The sequence below is a fragment of the Streptosporangium sp. NPDC002544 genome (genome assembly GCF_040295965.1).
In the GTDB taxonomy this organism is placed as follows: Bacteria; Actinomycetota; Actinomycetes; order Streptosporangiales; family Streptosporangiaceae; genus Streptosporangium.
Genome location: NZ_JBEOWJ010000005.1, coordinates 212,303 through 231,044 on the forward strand (window position 1 = coordinate 212,303; position 18,742 = coordinate 231,044).

Sequence of the window (18,742 nt, forward strand, 5' to 3'; positions counted from 1 at the left end):
GATCTCCGCGCGCCGCGGGCGGGCGCCTAATGGCCGGTTCTGAAGGCGGCCATCGGGATGTGCAGCCAGGTCGGACGGTTGCGGGCCTCGTAGACGACCTCGTAGGCGGCCTTGTCGAGTTCCAGGGCGCGGAGCAGGACGGCGTCCTCGGCGCGCAGATGGCCGCCTCCGGCGGAGTAGCCGGCCAGGAAGGAGGAGCGGTTGAGCTCGGCCCACTCGACCGCGCGGGGGCGCAGCTCGTCGGCGTCGACATGGTCGGCCAGCAGGTGGCGGGCCGCGTAGTCGAAGGAGCGGAGCATCCCGGCCACGTCGCGCAGCGGTGAGGCCAGGGCCCGGCGCTCGGCGATGGGCTGTCCAGGCTCGCCCTCGAAGTCGAGGATGATCCAGTCTGTGGGGGTCCGCATCACCTGGCCGAGGTGGTAGTCGCCGTGGACGCGCTGGACCGATATCTCCCTGGCCACCTCGGAGACCCGCTGGTACGCCTCCTCGGCGACATGGGCGTGCGCGCGGAGCTCGGGCACCTCGGCGACCGCGACGGCCAGGCGGCGGCCGAACTCCTCGACCATCCGCTTGACCTCCTGCGACTCGATCACGTCGACGGGGAAGGCGGCGGCCAGCTCGTGGTGGACCTGGGCGGTGGCCACGCCGAGGCGGAAGGACTCGGCGCTGAAGTCGCCGCCCGCCTCCGAGGCCGAGGACTCCAGGGCGCCGTAGAGGTCGCGGACGCTGGCCAGTGCCAGCGCCCAGCCGTCGTTGGAGTTCGACAGGAACTCCTGGGTCATCGCCAGCGTGGTGGGCTCGCCGTCGAGGTCGGTCTCGATCCAGCCGTACGGCCGCGCGATGTGGGTGCCGTCACGGAGGGCCAGGGCGGTGACGATCTCCAGTTCCGGGTTGACCCCGGGGGTCAGGCGGCGGAACAGCTTGCAGATGTAGGTGTCGCCGTACACCAGGGAGGTGTTGGACTGCTCGGCGCTGAGCACCAGGCTCCGCAGGGAGGTGTTGATCTCCACCCCGTCGAGGTGGCGGAAGCGGAGCGGGCCCAGATCGCGGTTCTCCGCCATGCCTGTCAGCAGGACGCAGGTGAGGTCGGCGTCATAGGCGGCGTCGTAGTAGTCCTCGCCGATGTGGGCGGGCTTGAAGCGGTACTCATCGGGCGCGTCGGTGCCGAGCAGCAACTGGTACCGGTCGCGTGCCCCCGCCTGGTGCACCGAGATGATCAGGTGGCGCAGGCGTGGTCCGAGTTGCACGTCCGAGTCGACGACGAGATTGTCGATCGGACGCCCCTTACCGGCGAACCATCGTTGATGGGTGATCCAACCGGTAAGGAGCTCCGTCAACACGGCTTTACGCCTCCTGGGATACGGGCGGCAGGGTGAACCAGTAGAACCCATGCCCAGGGAGCGTCAAAAGATACGGAAGTTCGCCAATCGGTGGGAAAGGAACCCCGCCCATCGTCTCCACCGGAATCGATCCCTCGAAGCGGCGGAGGTCCAGCTCCACCGGTTGCGGGAATCTGGAGAGGTTGTTGACGCACAGGATCCGGTCGTCGCCGAGCTCCCGTACGTAGGCCAGGACGCTCGGATTGGAGGAGTTCAGCTCGGTGAACGCGCCGAGGCCGAAGACCGAGTGGCGCTTGCGGATGTCGATCATCCGCTTGGTCCAGTGCAGCAGCGAGCCCGCGCTCCGCTGCTGGGCCTCGACGTTGAGCGCCTGGTAGCCGTAGATCGGGTCCATGATGACCGGGAGATACAGCCGGCCGGGGTCGCAGTCGGAGAATCCCGCGTTGCGGTCGGGGCTCCACTGCATCGGGGTACGGACCCCGTCGCGGTCGCCAAGCCAGATGTTGTCCCCCATGCCGATCTCGTCGCCGTAGTACAGCACGGGAGAACCGGGCAGGGAGAGCAGCAACGCCGTGAACAGCTCGATCTGGTTGCGGTCGTTCTCCAGCAGCGGCGCCAGCCGCCGCCGGATGCCGACGTTGGCGCGCATCCGGGGATCCTTGGCGTACTCCGAGTACATGTAGTCGCGCTCGTCGTCCGTCACCATCTCAAGCGTGAGCTCGTCGTGGTTGCGGAGGAAGATGCCCCACTGGCAGTTCTCCGGGATCTTCGGCGTCTGGGCCATGATCTCCGAGATCGGGTAACGCGACTCCCTCCTGACCGCCATGAAGATGCGTGGCATCAGCGGAAAGTGGAACGCCATGTGGCACTCGTCGCCACCGGTGGCGGGGTCGCCGAAGTACTCGACCACGTCGGCGGGCCACTGGTTGGCCTCGGCCAGCAGCACCCGGTCGGGGTAGAGCCGGTCGACCTCCGCCCTGACCCGCTTCAGATACTCATGGGTCCTGGGCAGGTTCTCGCAGTTGGTGCCGTCCTGCTCGAACAGGTACGGGATGGCGTCCATCCGGAACCCGTCGATGCCGAGGTCCAGCCAGAAGCGGAGCACCTCCAGCATCGCGTCCTGCACGTCGGGGTTCTCGTAGTTGAGGTCCGGCTGGTGCGAGAAGAAGCGGTGCCAGTAGTACTGTCCCCGGACCGGGTCGTGCGACCAGTTGGACGTCTCGGTGTCTATGAAGATGATCCGGGCGTCCTTGTAGAGCTCGTCGTGGTCGTTCCAGACGTAGAAGTCGCCGAAAGGACCCTCGGGGTCGTGCCGGGAGGCCTGGAACCACGGGTGCTGGTCGCTGGTGTGGTTCATCACCAGGTCGGCGATGACCCGCATGCCGCGCTTGTGCGCCTCGTCGACCAGCTTCACGAAATCTCCGAGGTCCCCGAAGTCGGGAAGGATCTTCATGAAGTCGGCGATGTCGTACCCGCCGTCGCGCAGCGGTGACTCGTACAGCGGCAGCAGCCAGAGGCAGTCGACGCCGAGCCACTGGAGGTAGTCCAGTTTCTGGATGAGACCGCGGATGTCTCCGGTGCCGTCGCCGTTGGAGTCGGCGAAACCCCGGATGAGAACCTCGTAGAAGACGGCGCGCTTGAACCAGTAGGGATCGCGCGGCTCTTCCTCGTCGAAGGTGTTCGGAATTGGCTCAGGTAGCTGACTCACCAGTGGACTCCCCGCTGTTCTGCCGGTATACGCGTACCCGGCCGGCTCACCGCTGGTTCGCCGCCGCTGCACGCAGAGTGAAGACGTGCGCTGGGTGGATGTGGGGATCGAGGCGCACGTAGTTGTCCTGCCGCCATCGATACGACTCGCCCGACAGCTCGTCGTCCACGACGAACTCGGCTTGCCAGTCGAGACCGAGGGCGGGCATGTCCAGCGACACCGTCGCCTCGTGGGTGTTGTGCGGATCCAGATTCACGACCACGAGGACCACGTCGCCCAGGCCGTGCCGTCGTGTGGCCGTGTCGTAGGCGCCGGGCAGCCGCTTGGAGAAGCAGACCATGTCCGGATGGTTAACGCTGTGAAACCGTAGATTACGCAGTTCCTGGAGCGCCGGGTGCGCTCTTCGGAACAAATTGAGTTGCGTGATGAACGGGGCAAGGCTACGTCCCTCCCGCTCAGCCCCTACCCAATCGCGGGGTTTGTATTGATATTTCTCACTATCTAGATATTCCTCACTGCCTGGTCTAACCGGTACATTCTCCGCAAGTTCATAACCTGCATAGACGCCCCAGGTCGGCATCGCCGTCGCCGCAAGTACTGCTCTGATGAGGAATGCCGGGACTCCCCCATGTTGAAGGTACTCGTGGAGAATGTCCGGAGTGTTAACAAACACGTTCGGCCGCATGTACGACGACGTCTCGTGGGAGAGCTCGCTCAGGTACTCCTCGACGTCCGAGCGCGAGTTCTTCCAGGTGAAGTACGTGTACGACTGATGGAAACCGACCTTGGCCAGCGTCCGCATCATCGCCGGCCGGGTGAACGCCTCGGCCAGGAACAGCACGTCCGGGTCCGTGGCGTTGATGTCGGCCAGCAGCCTCTCCCAGAAGGCCACCGGTTTGGTGTGCGGGTTGTCCACCCGGAAGATCCGCACGCCGTGATCCATCCAGAGCCGCACCACCCGCCTGATCTCCTCGTAGATCCCCTGGGGATCCTTGTCGAAGTTCAGCGGGTAGATGTCCTGGTACTTCTTCGGCGGGTTCTCCGCGTAGGCGATCGAGCCGTCGGCGCGGATGTTGAACCACTCCGGATGCTCGGTGACCCACGGGTGGTCGGGTGCGCACTGCAGGGCCAGGTCGATGGCGACCTCCATGCCCAGCTCGCGGGTCTTCGCCACGAAGGCGTCGAAGTCCTCGAAGGTGCCCAGGTCGGGGTGGATGGCGTCGTGACCGCCCTCCTGCGAGCCGATCGCCCAGGGCGAGCCGGGGTCGTACGGTTCGGGGGTCAGGGTGTTGTTGCGCCCCTTGCGGAAGCTCTGCCCGATCGGGTGGATCGGCGGCAGGTAGACGACGTCGAAGCCCATCTTCGCGACGGCCGGCAGCCGCTTCGCGGCAGTCTGGAAATTTCCGGACTTGGGGGCTGCGTCCCGCTCGATGATCGCGCCCTCGGAGCGCGGGAAGAACTCGTACCACGACCCGAACAGCGCCCTGCGGCGGTGGACCACCACCGAGCGCGGCGACGACCTCGTGATCAGCGCGCGCAGGGGGTGCGCGTGCAGCAGCGCGGCCGTCTCCGGAAGCTGGGCGACGGTGAACCGGGCACGCGGGTCGATCCGGGTGTCACGGAGCCTGGCGGCCACCGCCTGGAGCGCGGCGCGGTGCCCGCACGCGTGTGCCTGCGTGACCTTGCCCCGTCTCGCGGTCCTCGCCGCGGGGGTCCTGCCGCTCACCGGCCTGCCGGTCGCGACACTGCCGGTCGCCGGCCCGCAGTCGGCGGCCCGTACGGCTCTCGCCGCGCGGTCGAAGAGCCGGGCGCCCTCCTCGCACATCAGGTCGGCGTCCAGGTCGCGCGGGATCTTGATGCTCGCGTCGTGCAGCCAGGTGGCCAGGGGGTCACCCCAGGCCTCCACCCGGAAGCGCCACTCGCCCTCGGTGGGCAGCGTCACCTCCACGCCCCAGCGGTCGGTGCCGGGCCCGAGCTCGCCCATGGGCAGCAGCGGCCCGCGCACGCCGTCGGGGCCGGTGAACACGACCCCTGCGGCGACCGCGTCGTGTCCTTCGCGGAACACGGTCGCGGAGATCTCGAAGGTCTCACCCGCGGCGGCCTTCGCGGGGTAACGCCCGCATTCGACCGTGGGGTAGATGTCCAGGATTGGGATTCGTCCGATCATCGCGTCTCAAGGTAGCGGCGGCACGCCCGGTACCGCCGGGGAAGTCAGCAAGGAAGGATCTTCGATTTTCAAGCGTCCCCGGCGGCCGTTCTCGGGGCAGGGCGGAACCCTGCCCTGCCGGGACGGCCGGTTCCGAGGGCAGTGCATTCTGGCTCGTATGTCCGGTGCCCTAATAGTCCATCTTCATGCGTGCCGGTGGATAGAGTGCGGGACCTCTTACTCTTCGGCGAGTTGTCCTAACAGGCGATCACCTGCCTTTGATGTGTTTGGGGGTGATTGATAACGGTGAGAGGGAGACGGGTGAGTGTTTGAGTCGCCCTCGTGGCGCTGAGTAACTAGGGTCTGGCACCGTGAGAGCTATTCGCAGGTTTACCGTCCGCACCGTCCTGCCCCCCGAGCTGGCCTCCCTCGGGGAGCTCGTGCTGAATTTGCGCTGGTCGTGGCACCCGGAGACATTGGATCTGTTCGGCGAGGTCGATCCGGCGATCTGGGGGCGTGTCGGGTACGACCCCGTCGCCCTGCTGGGTGCGGTGGAGGCCGAAAGGCTCCGCGAGCTCGCCGCCGACCGCCGCTTCCTGCGGCGGCTGGCCGACGCGGCCGACGATCTCCGCGAATACATGACCGCTCCCCGCTGGTACCAGACCATCTCCGACGCTCCCCGGAGCATCGCCTACTTCTCGCCCGAGTACGGCATCGCCGCCGCCCTGCCGCAGTACTCCGGCGGCCTCGGCATTCTCGCCGGCGACCACCTCAAGGCGGCCAGCGACCTCGGCGTGCCCATCCTGGCCGTCGGCCTGCTCTACCGGCACGGCTACTTCACCCAGTCCCTCTCGCCCGAGGGCTGGCAGCTTGAGCACTACCCCTCCCTCGATCCGGGCGGCCTGCCGCTGACCCTGCTGAAGGAGCAGGACGGCACCCCGGTACGGATCAAGCTCAGCCTTCCCGAGCAGCGCACGCTGCACGCCCAGGTCTGGGTGCTCCAGGTCGGCAGGGTGCCGCTGCTGCTGCTCGACTCCGACGTGGCCGAGAACGACACCGCGGCCCGAGACGTCACCGACCGCCTGTACGGCGGCGGCACCGACCACCGCCTGCTCCAGGAGCTGCTGCTCGGCGTCGGCGGCGTCCGCGCCATCCGGGCCTACTGCCGGGTCACCGGGCACGCCGAGCCCGAGGTGTTCCACACCAACGAGGGGCACGCCGGCTTCCTCGGCCTGGAGCGCATCCGCGAACTCACCGAGGCCAGGCTCTCCTTCGACGAGGCGCTGGAGGCGGTGCGGGCCGGCACCGTCTTCACCACGCACACCCCGGTGCCCGCCGGGATCGACCGCTTCCCCACGGAGATGATCGCCCGCCAGTTCGGCGGCGACAACGCGTGGCCCACGGTCCCGGTCGACCGCATCCTCGCGCTCGGCGCCGAGGACGAGCCGGGCAAGTTCAACATGGCCGCGATGGGCATGCGGCTGGCCCAGCGCGTCAACGGCGTCTCCGAGCTGCACGGCGCGGTGAGCCGGGAGATGTTCCAATGGCTCTGGCCCGGCTTCGACGCCGACGAGGTCCCGATCGGGTTCATCACCAACGGCGTGCACGCGCCCACCTGGGTGGGCCGCGAGATCATGGAGCTGGCCGGCCAGGAGCTGCCCACGCTGGTCGAGCAGGCCCAGGGCTGGGAGAGCATCACCAAGATCTCCGACGGCGACGTCTGGGGCATCCGGGGGAGGCTGCGCGAGAAGCTGGTCAGGGCGGCTCGCGCCCGGCTCCGCCAGTCGTGGCTCAACCGGGGCGCCTCCCCGCCAGAGCTCGGCTGGATCGACGAAGCCCTCGACCCCGAGGTGCTGACCATCGGCTTCGCCCGCCGGGTGCCCTCGTACAAGCGGCTCACCCTGATGCTGTCCGACCCCGAAAGGCTCCGGGCGCTGCTGCTCGACCCGGTCAAGCCGGTCCAGATCGTGATCGCGGGCAAGGCGCACCCGGCCGACGAGGGCGGCAAGAAGCTCATCCAGCAGATCGTGAAGTTCGCCGACGCAGAGGATGTGCGGCACCGCATCGTCTTCCTGCCCGACTACGACATGGCCCTGGGCCAGCTGCTCGTCCAGGGCTGCGACGTGTGGATGAACAACCCGCTCCGCCCGCTGGAGGCGTGCGGCACGTCCGGCATGAAGGCGGCGCTCAACGGCGGGCTCAACCTGTCCATCCGCGACGGCTGGTGGGACGAGTGGTACGACGGCACCAACGGCTGGGCCATCCCCACCGCCGACGGCGTCGCCGACCCCGACCGCCGCGACGAGCTGGAGGCCACCGCCCTCTACGACCTGATCGAGCACGAGGTGGCCGACCGGTTCTACGACCGCGCGGACGGCCTGCCCCGGCGCTGGCTGGAAATGGTCAGGCACACCCTGACCTCGCTCGGCCCCAAGGTGCTCGCCGGGCGGATGCTCCGCGACTACGTGGTCGGTCTCTACGCCCCCGCGGCCTCCTCCGCGCGCGCCCTGTCCGGTGACGGGTACGAGCAGGCCAGGAGCTTCGCGGCGTGGAAGCTCAGGGTCGGCAGGGCCTGGCCGGGCGTGCGGGTCGAGCACGTGGAGGCCTCGGGTCTCGGCGACACCCCCGAGCTCGGATCGTCCCTGGGGCTGAAGGCCACCATCGTCCTCGGCGAGCTGGAGTCCGGTGACATCCGGGTCCAGGCGGCCTACGGGCGGGTCGGGGACCACGACGACCTGGCCGCCCCCGCCTACGCCGACCTGACGGTCGAGAACGTGGGTGACGACGGCAGGGCCGTCTTCGGCGGGACCATCCCGCTGGAGCGCACCGGCCCCTTCGGCTACACGGTCCGGGTCGTTCCCGACCACTCCCTGGTGGCATCACCCGCGGAACTCGGCCTGGTCACGGTGCCGGAGGAGCCGGTGGGCATGACCAACGGCACCCTCCGTTGAGTGCGCGTCCACCCGGCGCGTGCGCCGGGTGGACGCGCCGGGTGGACGGCGCCGTCAGGCGTTGGCCTCCAGAGCCGTACGGACGGCCGACTCCAGGGCGCCCTCGATCCAGGAGTGCTTGAGCGAGGTGTGCTCGCCCGCGAAGTGCAGCCGCCCGACGGGTGCGGTGATGGCGGGGTGGATCTCGGTCATCTGGCCCGGGGTGAAGACCGCGGCCTCGCCGAAGGCGTAGCGGTTGCGCAGCCAGCTCTGGGTCTGGCCATGGCCGGTGTAGAAGTCGGCGATGCGCTCCCCGTGCACCTCCTGCAGTCCGCGCAGCGCGTGGCCGTAGCGCTCGGCGTCGTCCATGGAGTCCCACCGGGAGGCGTCGTCGGCCCATGCGTAGCTGGCCAGCACGACGCCGCCCTCGCTGCCGCGCACCGGGTGTGAGGGGAAGTAGATGAACCTGTTGGCGTTGTCGGTGACCGAGCCGCCGCCCGTCACGTGGCTCGCGGGCCCGGGGCGGTAGCGGGGGCCCAGTTCGCGCTTCCAGTCTCGCTCGTCGAACTCCCACCAGCGTCTGCGGAACTCCAGCAGCACCTTGGTCGCGGAGTCGTAGTGCAGCTCGATCACCGCGCGTCGCTTCGGGTAGGGCAGAGCCGGGGTGATCTCCACGTGGCGCAGCGCGGAGAACGGGATCGTGATGATCGCGAGATCTCCCTCGAACGTCTCGCCCCTGCCCTGGGGCCGGAAGACGGACTCGGTGCTGCCCGTCTCGGTGACCGTCTCGACGCGCACCCCCCGGGCGGTGTGCTGGATCCGCACGGCCCGGCGGTCCATCCGGATGTTCCTGCGCAGCCCGGGCTCCAGCCGGTAGGGCAGCTCCCGGCTGCCTCCGGCCATCTCCCAGTAGGTCGCCGACGGGTTGACCAGGCTCCGGGTGAGGAAGGTGTGCATGAACGACAGCGGCAGCCGGGAGGTCAGGTTCTCGATGGTGCCGATGGCGTCGATGGCCGCGTCGCTCAGCTTGGCGTGCTCCCGGAGGAAGCGGTTCATGGAGTGGTCGTCGAAGTCGTACAGCACGCGGGCCCAGCCCTCGATCAGCTCGGGCAGCGGCTTGTCGACCCGCTCGGAGCCGCGGACGACGGAGAAGTAGTCCCTGACCGGATCCAGCGCCTCGTCCAGGATCCTTCCCGCGGTCCTGTCGTCCCTGAGCCCGAACGAGGCGTTGATCTTTCGTGGGTCCCTGGCGTACTCGTCGCGCCGTTGCGAGATGCCGTTGACCCGGATCCAGGTGTGGTTCGCCCGCTGCGGTGCGGTGAACTCCCCACGGGACGGCCCGGAGCGCCAGACCGGTCCGCGGCGCGAGGTGTAGACGACCGGCGGTGTCGGTCCGCTCGCCGCGTCGCCGGGCCGCACGTCGACGTTGTAGAACAGGCGGCGGGAGATGCCGAGCTTGTCGATCAGCGCGAGGGTGAGCGGATGGAAGTCGGGGATGCGCATCGCCCCCGCCTCGGCGTACTGCCGTCGGTCGGCGAAACCGGTCCGGAAGGTCTTGATCCGGCCGCCGATCCGGTTGCCGTTGGCCTCGATGACGGTGACCCGGTGCCCGGCCCGCTTCAGCAGCGTGGCGGCCACCAGGCCGGAGATCCCGGCGCCGACGACCAGGATCCTCTTGGGGCTGCGGGTCCTGGGCAGGCCCTTGTCGATCAGCACCTTGAGGTATTCGAGTTTGAGGTCCGCGCCGTCCTCGTCGATCAGCAGCAGATCCCGTGCCACCTTCAGGCAGGTGTCCCAGCGCTCTCCGTCGCGCGGCTCCCGCCGGGGGCCGATGGGGGCCGGGGCGGCCGAGGCCGTGGGAGCCATGGGGGCCACGGCGGAGCCCATGGCCCCCACCGCGCCCAGCCCTGCCAGCCTGGCGAATCCTCGCCGGTCGATACCTGTCACGGCATCCTCCTGTCGCTAGTCACTCTAGGTAATGAGATGACTACTATCGGTTTGCCTTCCGGTGTGCCAGGATCTTCCAAGCTGTGACTCCAACCGATGTGACGGAGCCTGTTTTTTTGCGGTTTTTGTCGCAATGGACGAACGGAGGGCCGGTGGGTGGGTGATGGCGCCCGGGGGCGGAATATCAAGCCGGATCGGACAAAAGCTCTTTTATCGGGCAAAACGTGATAATGGACCTCTTTTGCCTAGTTCTCTCTCCTTTTATGTGGGAATGGCTAGATAGCCGACATATCGCACAAGCTGGAGTGAGCATTGAACGCATGGACGTTCGAGGGGCAACCGGGTCCGCTGGGCGACACCACGGTCACCCTGGTCGAGGGCGGCTCCTTCTGCGTGTGCGCGCGTAACGGCGACATCCGGCCCGGCGGGGCGCAGGGTGTCTACCACGCCGACACCCGGCTGCTCTCGCGCTGGGAGCTCAGGGTGGACGAGACGGTGGTGGAGCCCCTCAGGGTGCTGCCGGCCGAGCCGTACCACGCGACGTTCCTCGGCAGGGCCGGCCCCCGCCCGGGGCGGGCCGAGAGCAGTCTGCTCGTGATCAGGGACCGCTACGTCGGCGGCGGCCTCCGTGAGGACCTGACCCTGCGCAACCTGGCCGACGAGCCCGCCGGATGCGTCGTCGACATCCACGTGGCCTCCGACGTGGCGGACCTGTTCGAGGTGAAGGCGGGCCGGGTCAGGCACGTGGCCGACGTGGAGATGACGGCCGACAGATCGGGGCTGCTGATCATCTCCACCTGCCGCTCGCGCGGTACCAGGGTGGTGGCGGAGCCGGCGCCGTTCGCCGTGCCGGGCATGCTCATCTTCAGGGTCGTGGTGCCCACCCGGGGCGAGTGGACCGTCAGCCTGCAGGTCAACCCGATCCTGGAGGGCGAGGAGTCGCCGGCCTGGTTCTCCACGCGCTATCCCCTGGAGCACGCGGAGCCCGCCAGGCGCCGGGCCGACTGGGAGCGCCTCAGCCCGGTCGTCGTCACCTCCGACCGCCTCCTGGCAAAGGTGCTGGAACGCTCCAAGGAGGATCTCGGCGCGCTCCGGCTCTTCGAATCCGACAGGCCGGAGGAACCGCCGACCATCGCCGCGGGCGCACCGTGGTTCATGACCCTGTTCGGCCGCGACTCGCTGCTGGCCTCGTGGATGGCGCTTCAGATGGACCAGTGCCTGGCGCTGGGCACCCTGCGCCGCCTGGCCAGGCTCCAGGGCACCGTCAACGACCCGCTCACCGAGGAGGAGCCGGGCAAGATCCTGCACGAGCTCCGCTTCGGGACCCAGGTCGGCGCCACGCCGCAGGCCGGCCGCGCCTACTACGGCTCGGTGGACTCGACCCCGCTGTTCGTGATGGTCCTGGGCGAGTTGCGCCGATGGGGCATGCACGGGGAGGCCGTCGAGGAACTCATGCCGCACGCCGACGCCGCCCTCGACTGGATCAACAGGTGCGCCGACCCGTTCCTGTCCTACCGGCGCAAGACCGACCAAGGACTGATCAACCAGGGATGGAAGGACTCCTTTGACGGCATCAACTTCGCCGACGGCACCCTCGCCCGCCCGCCCATCGCCCTGGCGGAGGTCCAGGGCTACGTCTACGCCGCCTACATCGCCCGTGCCCACTTCGCCCACGAGGTCGGCGACGCGACTCTGGAGGAGCAGTGGACGGCCCGCGCGAGCCGGATCAGGGACGCCTTCAACGAGCGCTTCTGGCTGCCGGACCGGGGCTACTACGCCGTCGGTCTCGACGGCGCCGGGCGCGCCATCGACAGTCTCGCCTCCAACATGGGGCACTGCCTGTGGGCCGGCATCGTCGACGAGGACCGGGCCGCACAGGTCGCCGAGCGACTGCTCTCGCCGGAGATGTTCACCGGGTACGGGGTGCGGACCCTCGCCTCCACCATGGGTGCCTACAACCCGATAAGCTACCACAACGGCTCGGTCTGGCCGCACGACAACGCCCTGATCGCGTCCGGGCTGATGCGCTACGGCTTCACGCGGGAGGCGCAGCGGATCGCCTACGGCCTGCTGGACGCGGCCGAGGCCTTCGGCTGGCGGCTGCCCGAGCTGTTCTGCGGGTTCGACCGGGCCGAGTTCACCTGGCCCGTGCCGTACCCCACCTCCTGCTCCCCGCAGGCGTGGGCCGCGGCGAGCCCCATCCAGCTGGTCAGGAGCTTGCTGCGCTTCGAGCCGTGGATTCCCTACGGGCGGGTGTGGCTGGATCCGGTCGGGCTGGAGGGCCTGCGGATCCAGGGGCTGCCGCTCGCGGACTCCAGGGTCACCATCGACGTCGGCGCGTCCGGCGCCGCCATCAGCGGGCTGCCGGACGGGGTCACCCTGATCAACGCGCCGCGCAGCCCGCTGACCGCCGCCCTGAGGCAGGTGCACTGACCGTTTCCTTCGTCTCTCTCCAGGTGAGGTCGCCATGGTTTCTTCCAGAGCTGTCCCGGAGTGGTCCGACGGCATGCGCATCCTGATGGTCGCGCCGCCCTGGTACGACGTACCGCCCCACGGCTACGGGGGCATCGAGTCGATGGTGGCGGGCCTCGTCGCCGGGCTGACCCGGCGCGGGCACGACGTCACGATGATCGGGGCGGGCACGGCGGGGACGCCGGCGCGCTTCCTGGCCACCTACGGGCGGGCGCCGTCCGAGCGGATCGGCGAGGCGCTGCCCGAGGTCCTGCACGCCGCCAGGGCGTACGCGATGGGCTCGAAGCTCGTCGTGGACGTGATCCACGACCACTCCCTGGCCGGTCCGCTGACCGCGCCCGCGCAGGCCGTGCCGACCATGATCACCTGCCACGGCGAGGTGGGGGGCGAGTACGGCGAGTACTACCGGGTGCTCGGCGAGGGCATGTCCATGGTCGCCATCTCCGAGGCCCAGCGGCGTATCGCCCCCGACCTGAACTGGGCGGGGGTCGTCCACAACGCCGTCGACGTCGAGGCCTTCCCCTTCAGGGAACGCAAGGAGGACTGGACGCTCTGGCTGGGCAGGTTCAGCGAGGACAAGGGCGCCCACCTGGCCATCGACGCCGCCCGTGCGGCCGGGCGGCGCATCCTGCTGGCCGGCAAGCTCACGGAGCAGACCGAGCACGACTACTTCGACGCCTACGTCAGGCCACGCCTGGGTCCCGACGCCGAATACGTCGGCGAGGCCGACACCGCCCGCAAACGCGAGCTGCTGGCCGCGGCCAGGTGCCTGGTCTTCCCGGTCCTCTGGGAGGAGCCGTTCGGGATGGTGATGATCGAGGCCATGGCCTGCGGCACGCCCGTGGTCGCCCTGGGCCGGGGTGCGGTGCCCGAGGTGGTCGTGGACGGGGTCACCGGATTCATCCGGAGCGCCCCCGCGGAGCTCCCCGCCGCCATCGAGGCGGCCGGCGTGCTCGCCCCGCACGCCTGCCGCTCCCGGGCGGAGCGTTTCTTCGGGGTGGAGACGATGGCCCGCGCGTACGAGGCGATCTATCGCAGGGTGATCGCCGGGCCGTCGAGGCGGGTAGGAGAGCGCGTCGCGGCGAGCGCGACGGAGAGTGCGGCGGGGAGCAGGGACCTGGCCATGCCCGTCAACTGAGCGGCGCTCTATGTTGGATCACGGCGCGGCCGGCATCGGACCGGTCGCGTTGTGAATCTTGATGGAGGGACGTCCATGGGTGAGTTCGTGCGGGTGGAGAAGGCTGACGGGGTCGCGACGATCAGGCTCGACCGGCCGAAGATGAACGCGCTCAACCGGCAGGTCCAGTTGGAGATCGCCGAGTGCGCCCGGCAGGTGGACGCCGATGGGGACGTGAGCGCCGTGGTCGTCTACGGGGGACGGGTCTTCGCGGCCGGTGCCGACATCAAGGAGATGGCCGACATGTCGTACGCGGACATGGCGGTCCACTCGCGGACCCTGCAGGACTGTTTCACCGCCGTCGCGAGGATCGGCAAGCCCGTCGTCGCGGCCGTGACCGGCTACGCGCTCGGTGGCGGCTGCGAGCTGGCCCTGTGCGCCGACATCAGGATCGCGGGGGAGTCGGCCAAGCTGGGCCAGCCCGAGGTCCTGCTCGGCCTCATCCCCGGCGCGGGAGGCACCCAGCGGCTGCCCAGGCTCATCGGCCCGGCCAAGGCCAAGGACCTCATCTTCACCGGACGCCACGTGGCCGCCGACGAGGCGCTGGCCATCGGCCTGGTGGACCGGGTGGTCCCCGACGACGACGTGTACACCGAGGCCCTCGCCTACGCGGCCCAGTTCGCCGGGGGGCCGTCCCTGGCGCTGCGCGCCGCCAAGCAGGCGGTCGACCACGGCCTGGAGACCGATCTGGACACCGGTCTGGAGATCGAGCGCCTGCAGTTCTCCGGCATGTTCGCCACCGCCGACGCCGGGATCGGCATGCGCGCCTTCTCCGAGAGGTCGAAGGCCGAGTTCACCGGCCGCTGAGGCGTTCAGCCGGCTTGCTGGGATCGGTCATGGATGATTAAAAATTGCCGGTATCGTGCCGGATTATGGTGCGGTTGGTGAAGCGTGCGCTGGTGCCCGCTCCGCTGCGGCGGGCGGTCCTCGGCTGGTTCGATTCCCGGTACATCTCCAGGGCGGATCACCGGCAGGACGTCAAGGACGCGCTCTGGGAGGTCCAGACGCTGGCCAGGGAGGTCACCTCGCTGCGCGCGGAGGTCGTCGAGCTCCGCGCGCGGGTGGCCGGGGTCGCTCTCGACCCCGCGCGGGCCGGGCGCTGGGACGACGCCCACCGGCTGGCCCAGGAGACCGCGGTCGCGCTGGACGGGGTCCTCCAGAACGAGGTGCTGCTCTGGCAGGCCGTGGACCGCGCCGCGGGAGAGGGCACGGGCCGGGCGGCACTTCCCGGGGTGCGCGGGAGCGTTCCAGACAGGGCCGCCGGGGGTACCGCGTGAGAGTGACCTGGAGTGCGGACGGCGGCACCTGGCACCTGGCGTTCCGGCTGGACCCCGAGGACGACATCACCGGCCTCTGCGCCGACGGCCAGCCGCTGAAGCTGGCCACGAACTCGTTCCGGGTCGAACTGCCGCGGGCCCCGCGTGACATCCATCCCGACCTGCTCGCCCTCGCCGCGTGGACCGTGGTCGCGCCGTGGACCCGGCGCCGCGTCGTCTTCGACCGGCCGATCTCACCGGAGCTCGCGGGGGCGATCGGCGACGGCTGGGGGATCGAGGCCGGTCCCGAAGGCGGACGGGCGCGGTCGGGTGACAGGCTGGCGATCTCCTACAGCGGCGGGGCGGACTCGGTCGCGGTGGCCGCGATGCTGCCCGACGCGCCCTTCGTGCACTTCCAGAGGGTCTCCCACCCGCGCGTGCCCAACCGGTGGACCCACTACCGCTCCGACGTGCTGGCCTCGCTGGCCGCCAGGACCGGGCGCGAGCTGACCGTCGTCCGCTCCGACCTGGAGTTCACGCTCGCCGAGCCGCGCCCCGGCTACCCCGAGCACCACGCGGTCGCCGCCGGCGCGCTGCTGCTGGCGGACGAGCTCGACCTGGGGGGTCTGGCCTTCGGCTACGAGCTGGGCTCGCGCTGGCTGGGAGGCGACCGCTACCTGCTCCGCTACACACCCGACAACCCGATGTGGGCGCCGCACGGTGCCTGGGGGCGGGCGTTCGCCGCGGCCGGTCTGCACATCGTGCTCCCGGTGGGCGGGGTCAGCGAGGCCGTCACGATGCGGCTCGCCCTCGGCTCCGAGTTGCGCGGGCAGGTCCGCTGGTGCCTGCGCGGGGTGAGCGGCCCCTGCGGGACCTGCGGCAAGTGCCTGTACAAGGAGCTCATCCAGGCCGCCGTCGAGCGCCGCCCGCTCCGCACCACGATCACCGCGGGCCGCCCGGTCGCCCGCAGGTGGCAGCAGCCGCCGCCGTACGGCGGCCAGGAGATGATCGAGTACGGCTGCGCCAGGGTGCCCGGCATCGAGGACACCGTCTTCGGCGCGGCGGCCGGGTACCTGCGCGCGAGCGAGTCCTCCACCGCCTGGCTGGACCGCTGCTACCGGCCCGCGATCGCGGAGATCCCCGAACCGTGGCGCAAGCAGGTTCACGACTTCGTGGATGGGGAGATCGGTTTCATGAACGAGGATGAGGTGCGGCGCGTCGAGACGTGGGGGACGGCGTGAAGGTGTACGTCTCGGTCGACATGGAGGGTGTCACCGGTCTGACCGACCCCGAGGAGATGCGGGCCGGAGGGCGGGGCTACGAGCGTGGCTGCGAGCTGATGACCGGCGACGCCAACGCGGTCATCGAGGGGGCGTTCGACGCGGGCGCCACCGCGGTACGCGTCAACGACGCGCACGGCTCGACCAAGAACCTCAGGATCGACCTGCTCGACGAGCGGGCGACCCTGCTCCGTGGTCCCGGCAAGCCGATGCGGATGGGGCAGGGACTCGACGCGAGCCACCGGGCGGCCTGCTTCGTCGGCTACCACGCGCGGGCCGGTGTCCAGCACGGCGTCCTCAACCACACCTGGATGGGCAGGGAGATCCAGAACCTCTACCTCAATGACGAGGTCTGCGGCGAGACCCGTCTCGTCGCCTCCTTCGCCGGGGCGCTCGGCGTGCCGGTGGCCCTGGTGACCGGGGACGAGGCGGTCTGCGAGGAGGCCAGGGAACTGCTCGGCGACGTGGAGACCGTCGCGGTCAAGAAGGGGATCGACAGGTTCGCCGCCGAGCTCCTGCCACCCGCCGTCGCCCAGGCCCGCATCCGCGAGGCAGCCGCCCGCGCACTCGACCGGGTGGCCGACTTCCGCCTCTGCGCCCCCGAGCCGCCGTTCACCCTCGGCGTCGAGTGGAACTCCACGGCCATCGCGGCCGGATGCGCGATCATTCCCGGCGTGCGGGCGGTGGGCCCCCGGCACACCGAGTTCACCACGGACGACTTCTCGCAGATCATGGCCCTGCTGGGAGTCTTCGCCATGATCGGCGGTCAGATCGCCTGCGGCAGCGGCATTTATGGCTGATCTCCCTCTACGTCCCCTTTGAAATGTCCCCGTTGGAATAGCCCCCCGGACGGTTCCCGATGCCCTTGACGATTTTCGATGAGTGACGAGACGGGGCCTGTCGCCCAGGCCGCCCCGGCCGGCGGCGGAGGACTGACGCGCAGGGCGCTGCTGGTCGGGGTGGGCGCGGCCGGGGGTGCCGGGGCCATGTTCGCGGCCATGGGCGCGCTCGGCCTCGCCCCGGAGTCCCAGGAGAGAGAGTTCACCCCTCCGCAGCCCTCCGACTTCTCCCTCAGCGGCAGAGCGGCGGCCAAGGTGGTCGTCCTCGGCGCCGGTATCACCGGGCTGACCTGCGCCTACGAGCTGGGCAAGGCCGGATACGACTGCATGCTTCTGGAGGCGTCCGACCGGGTGGGCGGCAGGAACCTCACGCTGCGCGCGGGCGACCGGCTGGACGAGCTGGACGGCGAGACGCAGACGGCCGCGTTCGAGGAGGGCACCTACTTCAACGCGGGGGCCGGGCGGATCGCGCCGTGGATGGTCACCATGGACTACTGCCGCGAACTGGGCGTCCCCATCGAGACGTTCGTCAACAACAACGCCTCGGCGTACGTCTACAACGAGAACATGAGTGCCCCGGTCCGGGCGCGTACGGCCCGCGCGGACCTGTACGGCTACGTCGCGGAACTGCTGGCCAAGGCGAGCAGCGCCGGCGCGCTGAACCGCAGGCTCACCGCCGACGACCGTGAGCGGCTGGCGGAGTTCCTGCGGCGCTTCGGCGACCTCGGACCCGATCTCAGCTACCGAGGGTCGGCACGGCGGGGTTTCGAGACCTATCCGGGAGTGGACCAGGGCGTTCCCCTGGGCGCGGCGCCCTCACTGCGGGACGTGCTCGCCGCGGGCACCGGCAGGGCCGTCACCATGGACTTCGGCTACGACCAGGCGATGCCCATGTTCCAGCCGGTGGGCGGCATGGACGCGATCGCCGTCGCGCTCGCCGACGCGGTCGGCCGCGACCGGATCAGGACCGGCACCCGGGTCACCGGGATAAGGAACCTGCCCGACGGGGTGGAGGTGACCCACCAGGGCGGCACGGTCCGCGCCGACTACTGCATCGCCTCCCTGCCACCCCACCTGCTCGCGCGCCTGCCGCACAACCTCGGCACCCCGGTCACCGCCGCGCTCCGCACGCCCGTACCGGTCTCCGCCGGAAAGATCGGGCTGGAGTACGGCAGGCGCTGGTGGGAGATCGACGACCGCATCTACGGCGGTGTCACCGAGACCGACCTGGACATCACCCACATCTGGTACCCCTCCCACGGCTACCACTCCCGCAGTGGCCTGGTGGTCGGCTACTACAACGTCGGGCAGAACGCCGATCTTTACGGCGCGCTCTCCCACCGCGATCGCCGAAGCCGGGCGCTCACCCAGGGCAAGAAGATCCACGGTGAGAAGTACCGCGCCGAGCTGCGCTCCAGCATCTCGATCGCCTGGCGGCGCAGGCCGCACATCGAGGGCGGCTGGGTGGGCTGGCCCTCCCACGAGGGGGCTTTCGCCCTCCTCCAGCGCCCGGCGGGGCGGGTCTACTTCGCCGGGGACTGGCTCACCCAGCTGATCGCCTGGCAGGCCGGCGCGATGGAGTCGGCGAGGAGGACGGTCACCGAGCTGCACCGCCGGGTGCTGAGCGCGACCTCCTGAGTTCTCCGG

The 18,742-nt window shown here is 69.8% G+C and carries 12 protein-coding genes; 8 read left to right on the forward strand and 4 right to left on the reverse strand.

Annotated elements, in window-relative coordinates:
- Positions 1 to 26: 26 nt before the first annotated feature.
- From ABT061_RS09655 to ABT061_RS09665, 3 genes are read right to left on the reverse strand one after another with little or no spacing between them, the layout of a single operon-like run.
- Positions 27 to 1,340: a maltokinase N-terminal cap-like domain-containing protein gene (locus ABT061_RS09655; protein ID WP_350914586.1), complete on the reverse strand. Its 1,314-nt coding sequence runs from the start codon at positions 1,338 to 1,340 to the stop codon at positions 27 to 29.
- 4 nt (positions 1,341 to 1,344) lie between these two features.
- Positions 1,345 to 3,048 carry a maltose alpha-D-glucosyltransferase gene (treS, locus tag ABT061_RS09660; protein ID WP_350914588.1) on the reverse strand — a complete coding sequence of 568 codons (1,704 nt, stop codon included), beginning with the start codon at positions 3,046 to 3,048 and terminating at the stop codon, positions 1,345 to 1,347.
- Between the two features lie 46 nt (positions 3,049 to 3,094).
- Positions 3,095 to 5,215: an alpha-1,4-glucan--maltose-1-phosphate maltosyltransferase gene (locus tag ABT061_RS09665; RefSeq protein ID WP_350914590.1), complete on the reverse strand. Its 2,121-nt coding sequence runs from the start codon at positions 5,213 to 5,215 to the stop codon at positions 3,095 to 3,097.
- A gap of 350 nt (positions 5,216 to 5,565) precedes the next feature.
- On the opposite strand from ABT061_RS09665, the gene glgP reads away from it, so the two are divergent.
- A complete protein-coding gene (gene glgP, locus ABT061_RS09670) occupies positions 5,566 to 8,145 on the forward strand; it encodes an alpha-glucan family phosphorylase (protein WP_350914592.1) in 2,580 nt (859 codons plus the stop codon).
- 54 nt (positions 8,146 to 8,199) lie between these two features.
- Here glgP and ABT061_RS09675 read toward each other — a convergent pair whose 3' ends face one another.
- The gene (locus tag ABT061_RS09675) at positions 8,200 to 10,071 is read right to left on the reverse strand and encodes a flavin monoamine oxidase family protein (RefSeq protein ID WP_350914593.1); all 1,872 of its coding nucleotides are present in this window, start codon (positions 10,069 to 10,071) and stop codon (positions 8,200 to 8,202) included.
- A gap of 312 nt (positions 10,072 to 10,383) precedes the next feature.
- Between ABT061_RS09675 and ABT061_RS09680 the strand changes: the two genes are divergently transcribed.
- From ABT061_RS09680 to ABT061_RS09710, 7 genes are all read left to right on the forward strand, one after another.
- Positions 10,384 to 12,504, forward strand: coding sequence for an amylo-alpha-1,6-glucosidase (locus ABT061_RS09680; protein ID WP_350914595.1), 2,121 nt, complete (start codon positions 10,384 to 10,386; stop codon positions 12,502 to 12,504).
- Positions 12,505 to 12,538: 34 nt separating this feature from the next.
- Positions 12,539 to 13,681, forward strand: a complete 1,143-nt coding sequence (locus ABT061_RS09685; RefSeq protein ID WP_350914598.1) for a glycosyltransferase family 4 protein — start codon at positions 12,539 to 12,541, stop codon at positions 13,679 to 13,681.
- Between the two features lie 75 nt (positions 13,682 to 13,756).
- Entirely contained in the window at positions 13,757 to 14,527 is a 771-nt protein-coding gene (locus ABT061_RS09690; protein WP_350914601.1) for an enoyl-CoA hydratase/isomerase family protein, read from the forward strand.
- A gap of 77 nt (positions 14,528 to 14,604) precedes the next feature.
- Positions 14,605 to 14,997, forward strand: a complete 393-nt coding sequence (locus ABT061_RS09695) for a hypothetical protein (RefSeq protein ID WP_350914603.1) — start codon at positions 14,605 to 14,607, stop codon at positions 14,995 to 14,997.
- A gap of 2 nt (positions 14,998 to 14,999) precedes the next feature.
- Complete coding sequence (locus ABT061_RS09700; RefSeq protein WP_350914606.1) at positions 15,000 to 16,217, forward strand: DUF6395 domain-containing protein; 1,218 nt, start codon at positions 15,000 to 15,002, stop codon at positions 16,215 to 16,217.
- Positions 16,202 to 17,056 carry a M55 family metallopeptidase gene (locus ABT061_RS09705; protein ID WP_350914608.1) on the forward strand — a complete coding sequence of 285 codons (855 nt, stop codon included), beginning with the start codon at positions 16,202 to 16,204 and terminating at the stop codon, positions 17,054 to 17,056. The genes ABT061_RS09700 and ABT061_RS09705 overlap by 16 nt, the downstream gene beginning before the upstream one ends.
- 78 nt (positions 17,057 to 17,134) lie before the next feature.
- On the forward strand, positions 17,135 to 18,733 hold the full coding sequence (locus ABT061_RS09710) for a flavin monoamine oxidase family protein (protein WP_350914610.1): 1,599 nt from the start codon (positions 17,135 to 17,137) through the stop codon (positions 18,731 to 18,733).
- The last annotated feature ends 9 nt before the right edge of the window (positions 18,734 to 18,742 follow it).

Bases quoted from the DNA above. Each gene is read 5' to 3' on its own strand.
- ABT061_RS09665 (WP_350914590.1), bottom strand. From the start codon at position 5,215: ATGATCGGACGAATCCCAATCCTGGACATCTACCCCACGGTCGAATGC.
- ABT061_RS09685 (WP_350914598.1), top strand. From the start codon at position 12,539: ATGGTTTCTTCCAGAGCTGTCCCGGAGTGGTCCGACGGCATGCGCATC.
- ABT061_RS09690 (WP_350914601.1), top strand. From the start codon at position 13,757: ATGGGTGAGTTCGTGCGGGTGGAGAAGGCTGACGGGGTCGCGACGATC.
- ABT061_RS09710 (WP_350914610.1), top strand. From the start codon at position 17,135: ATGAGTGACGAGACGGGGCCTGTCGCCCAGGCCGCCCCGGCCGGCGGC.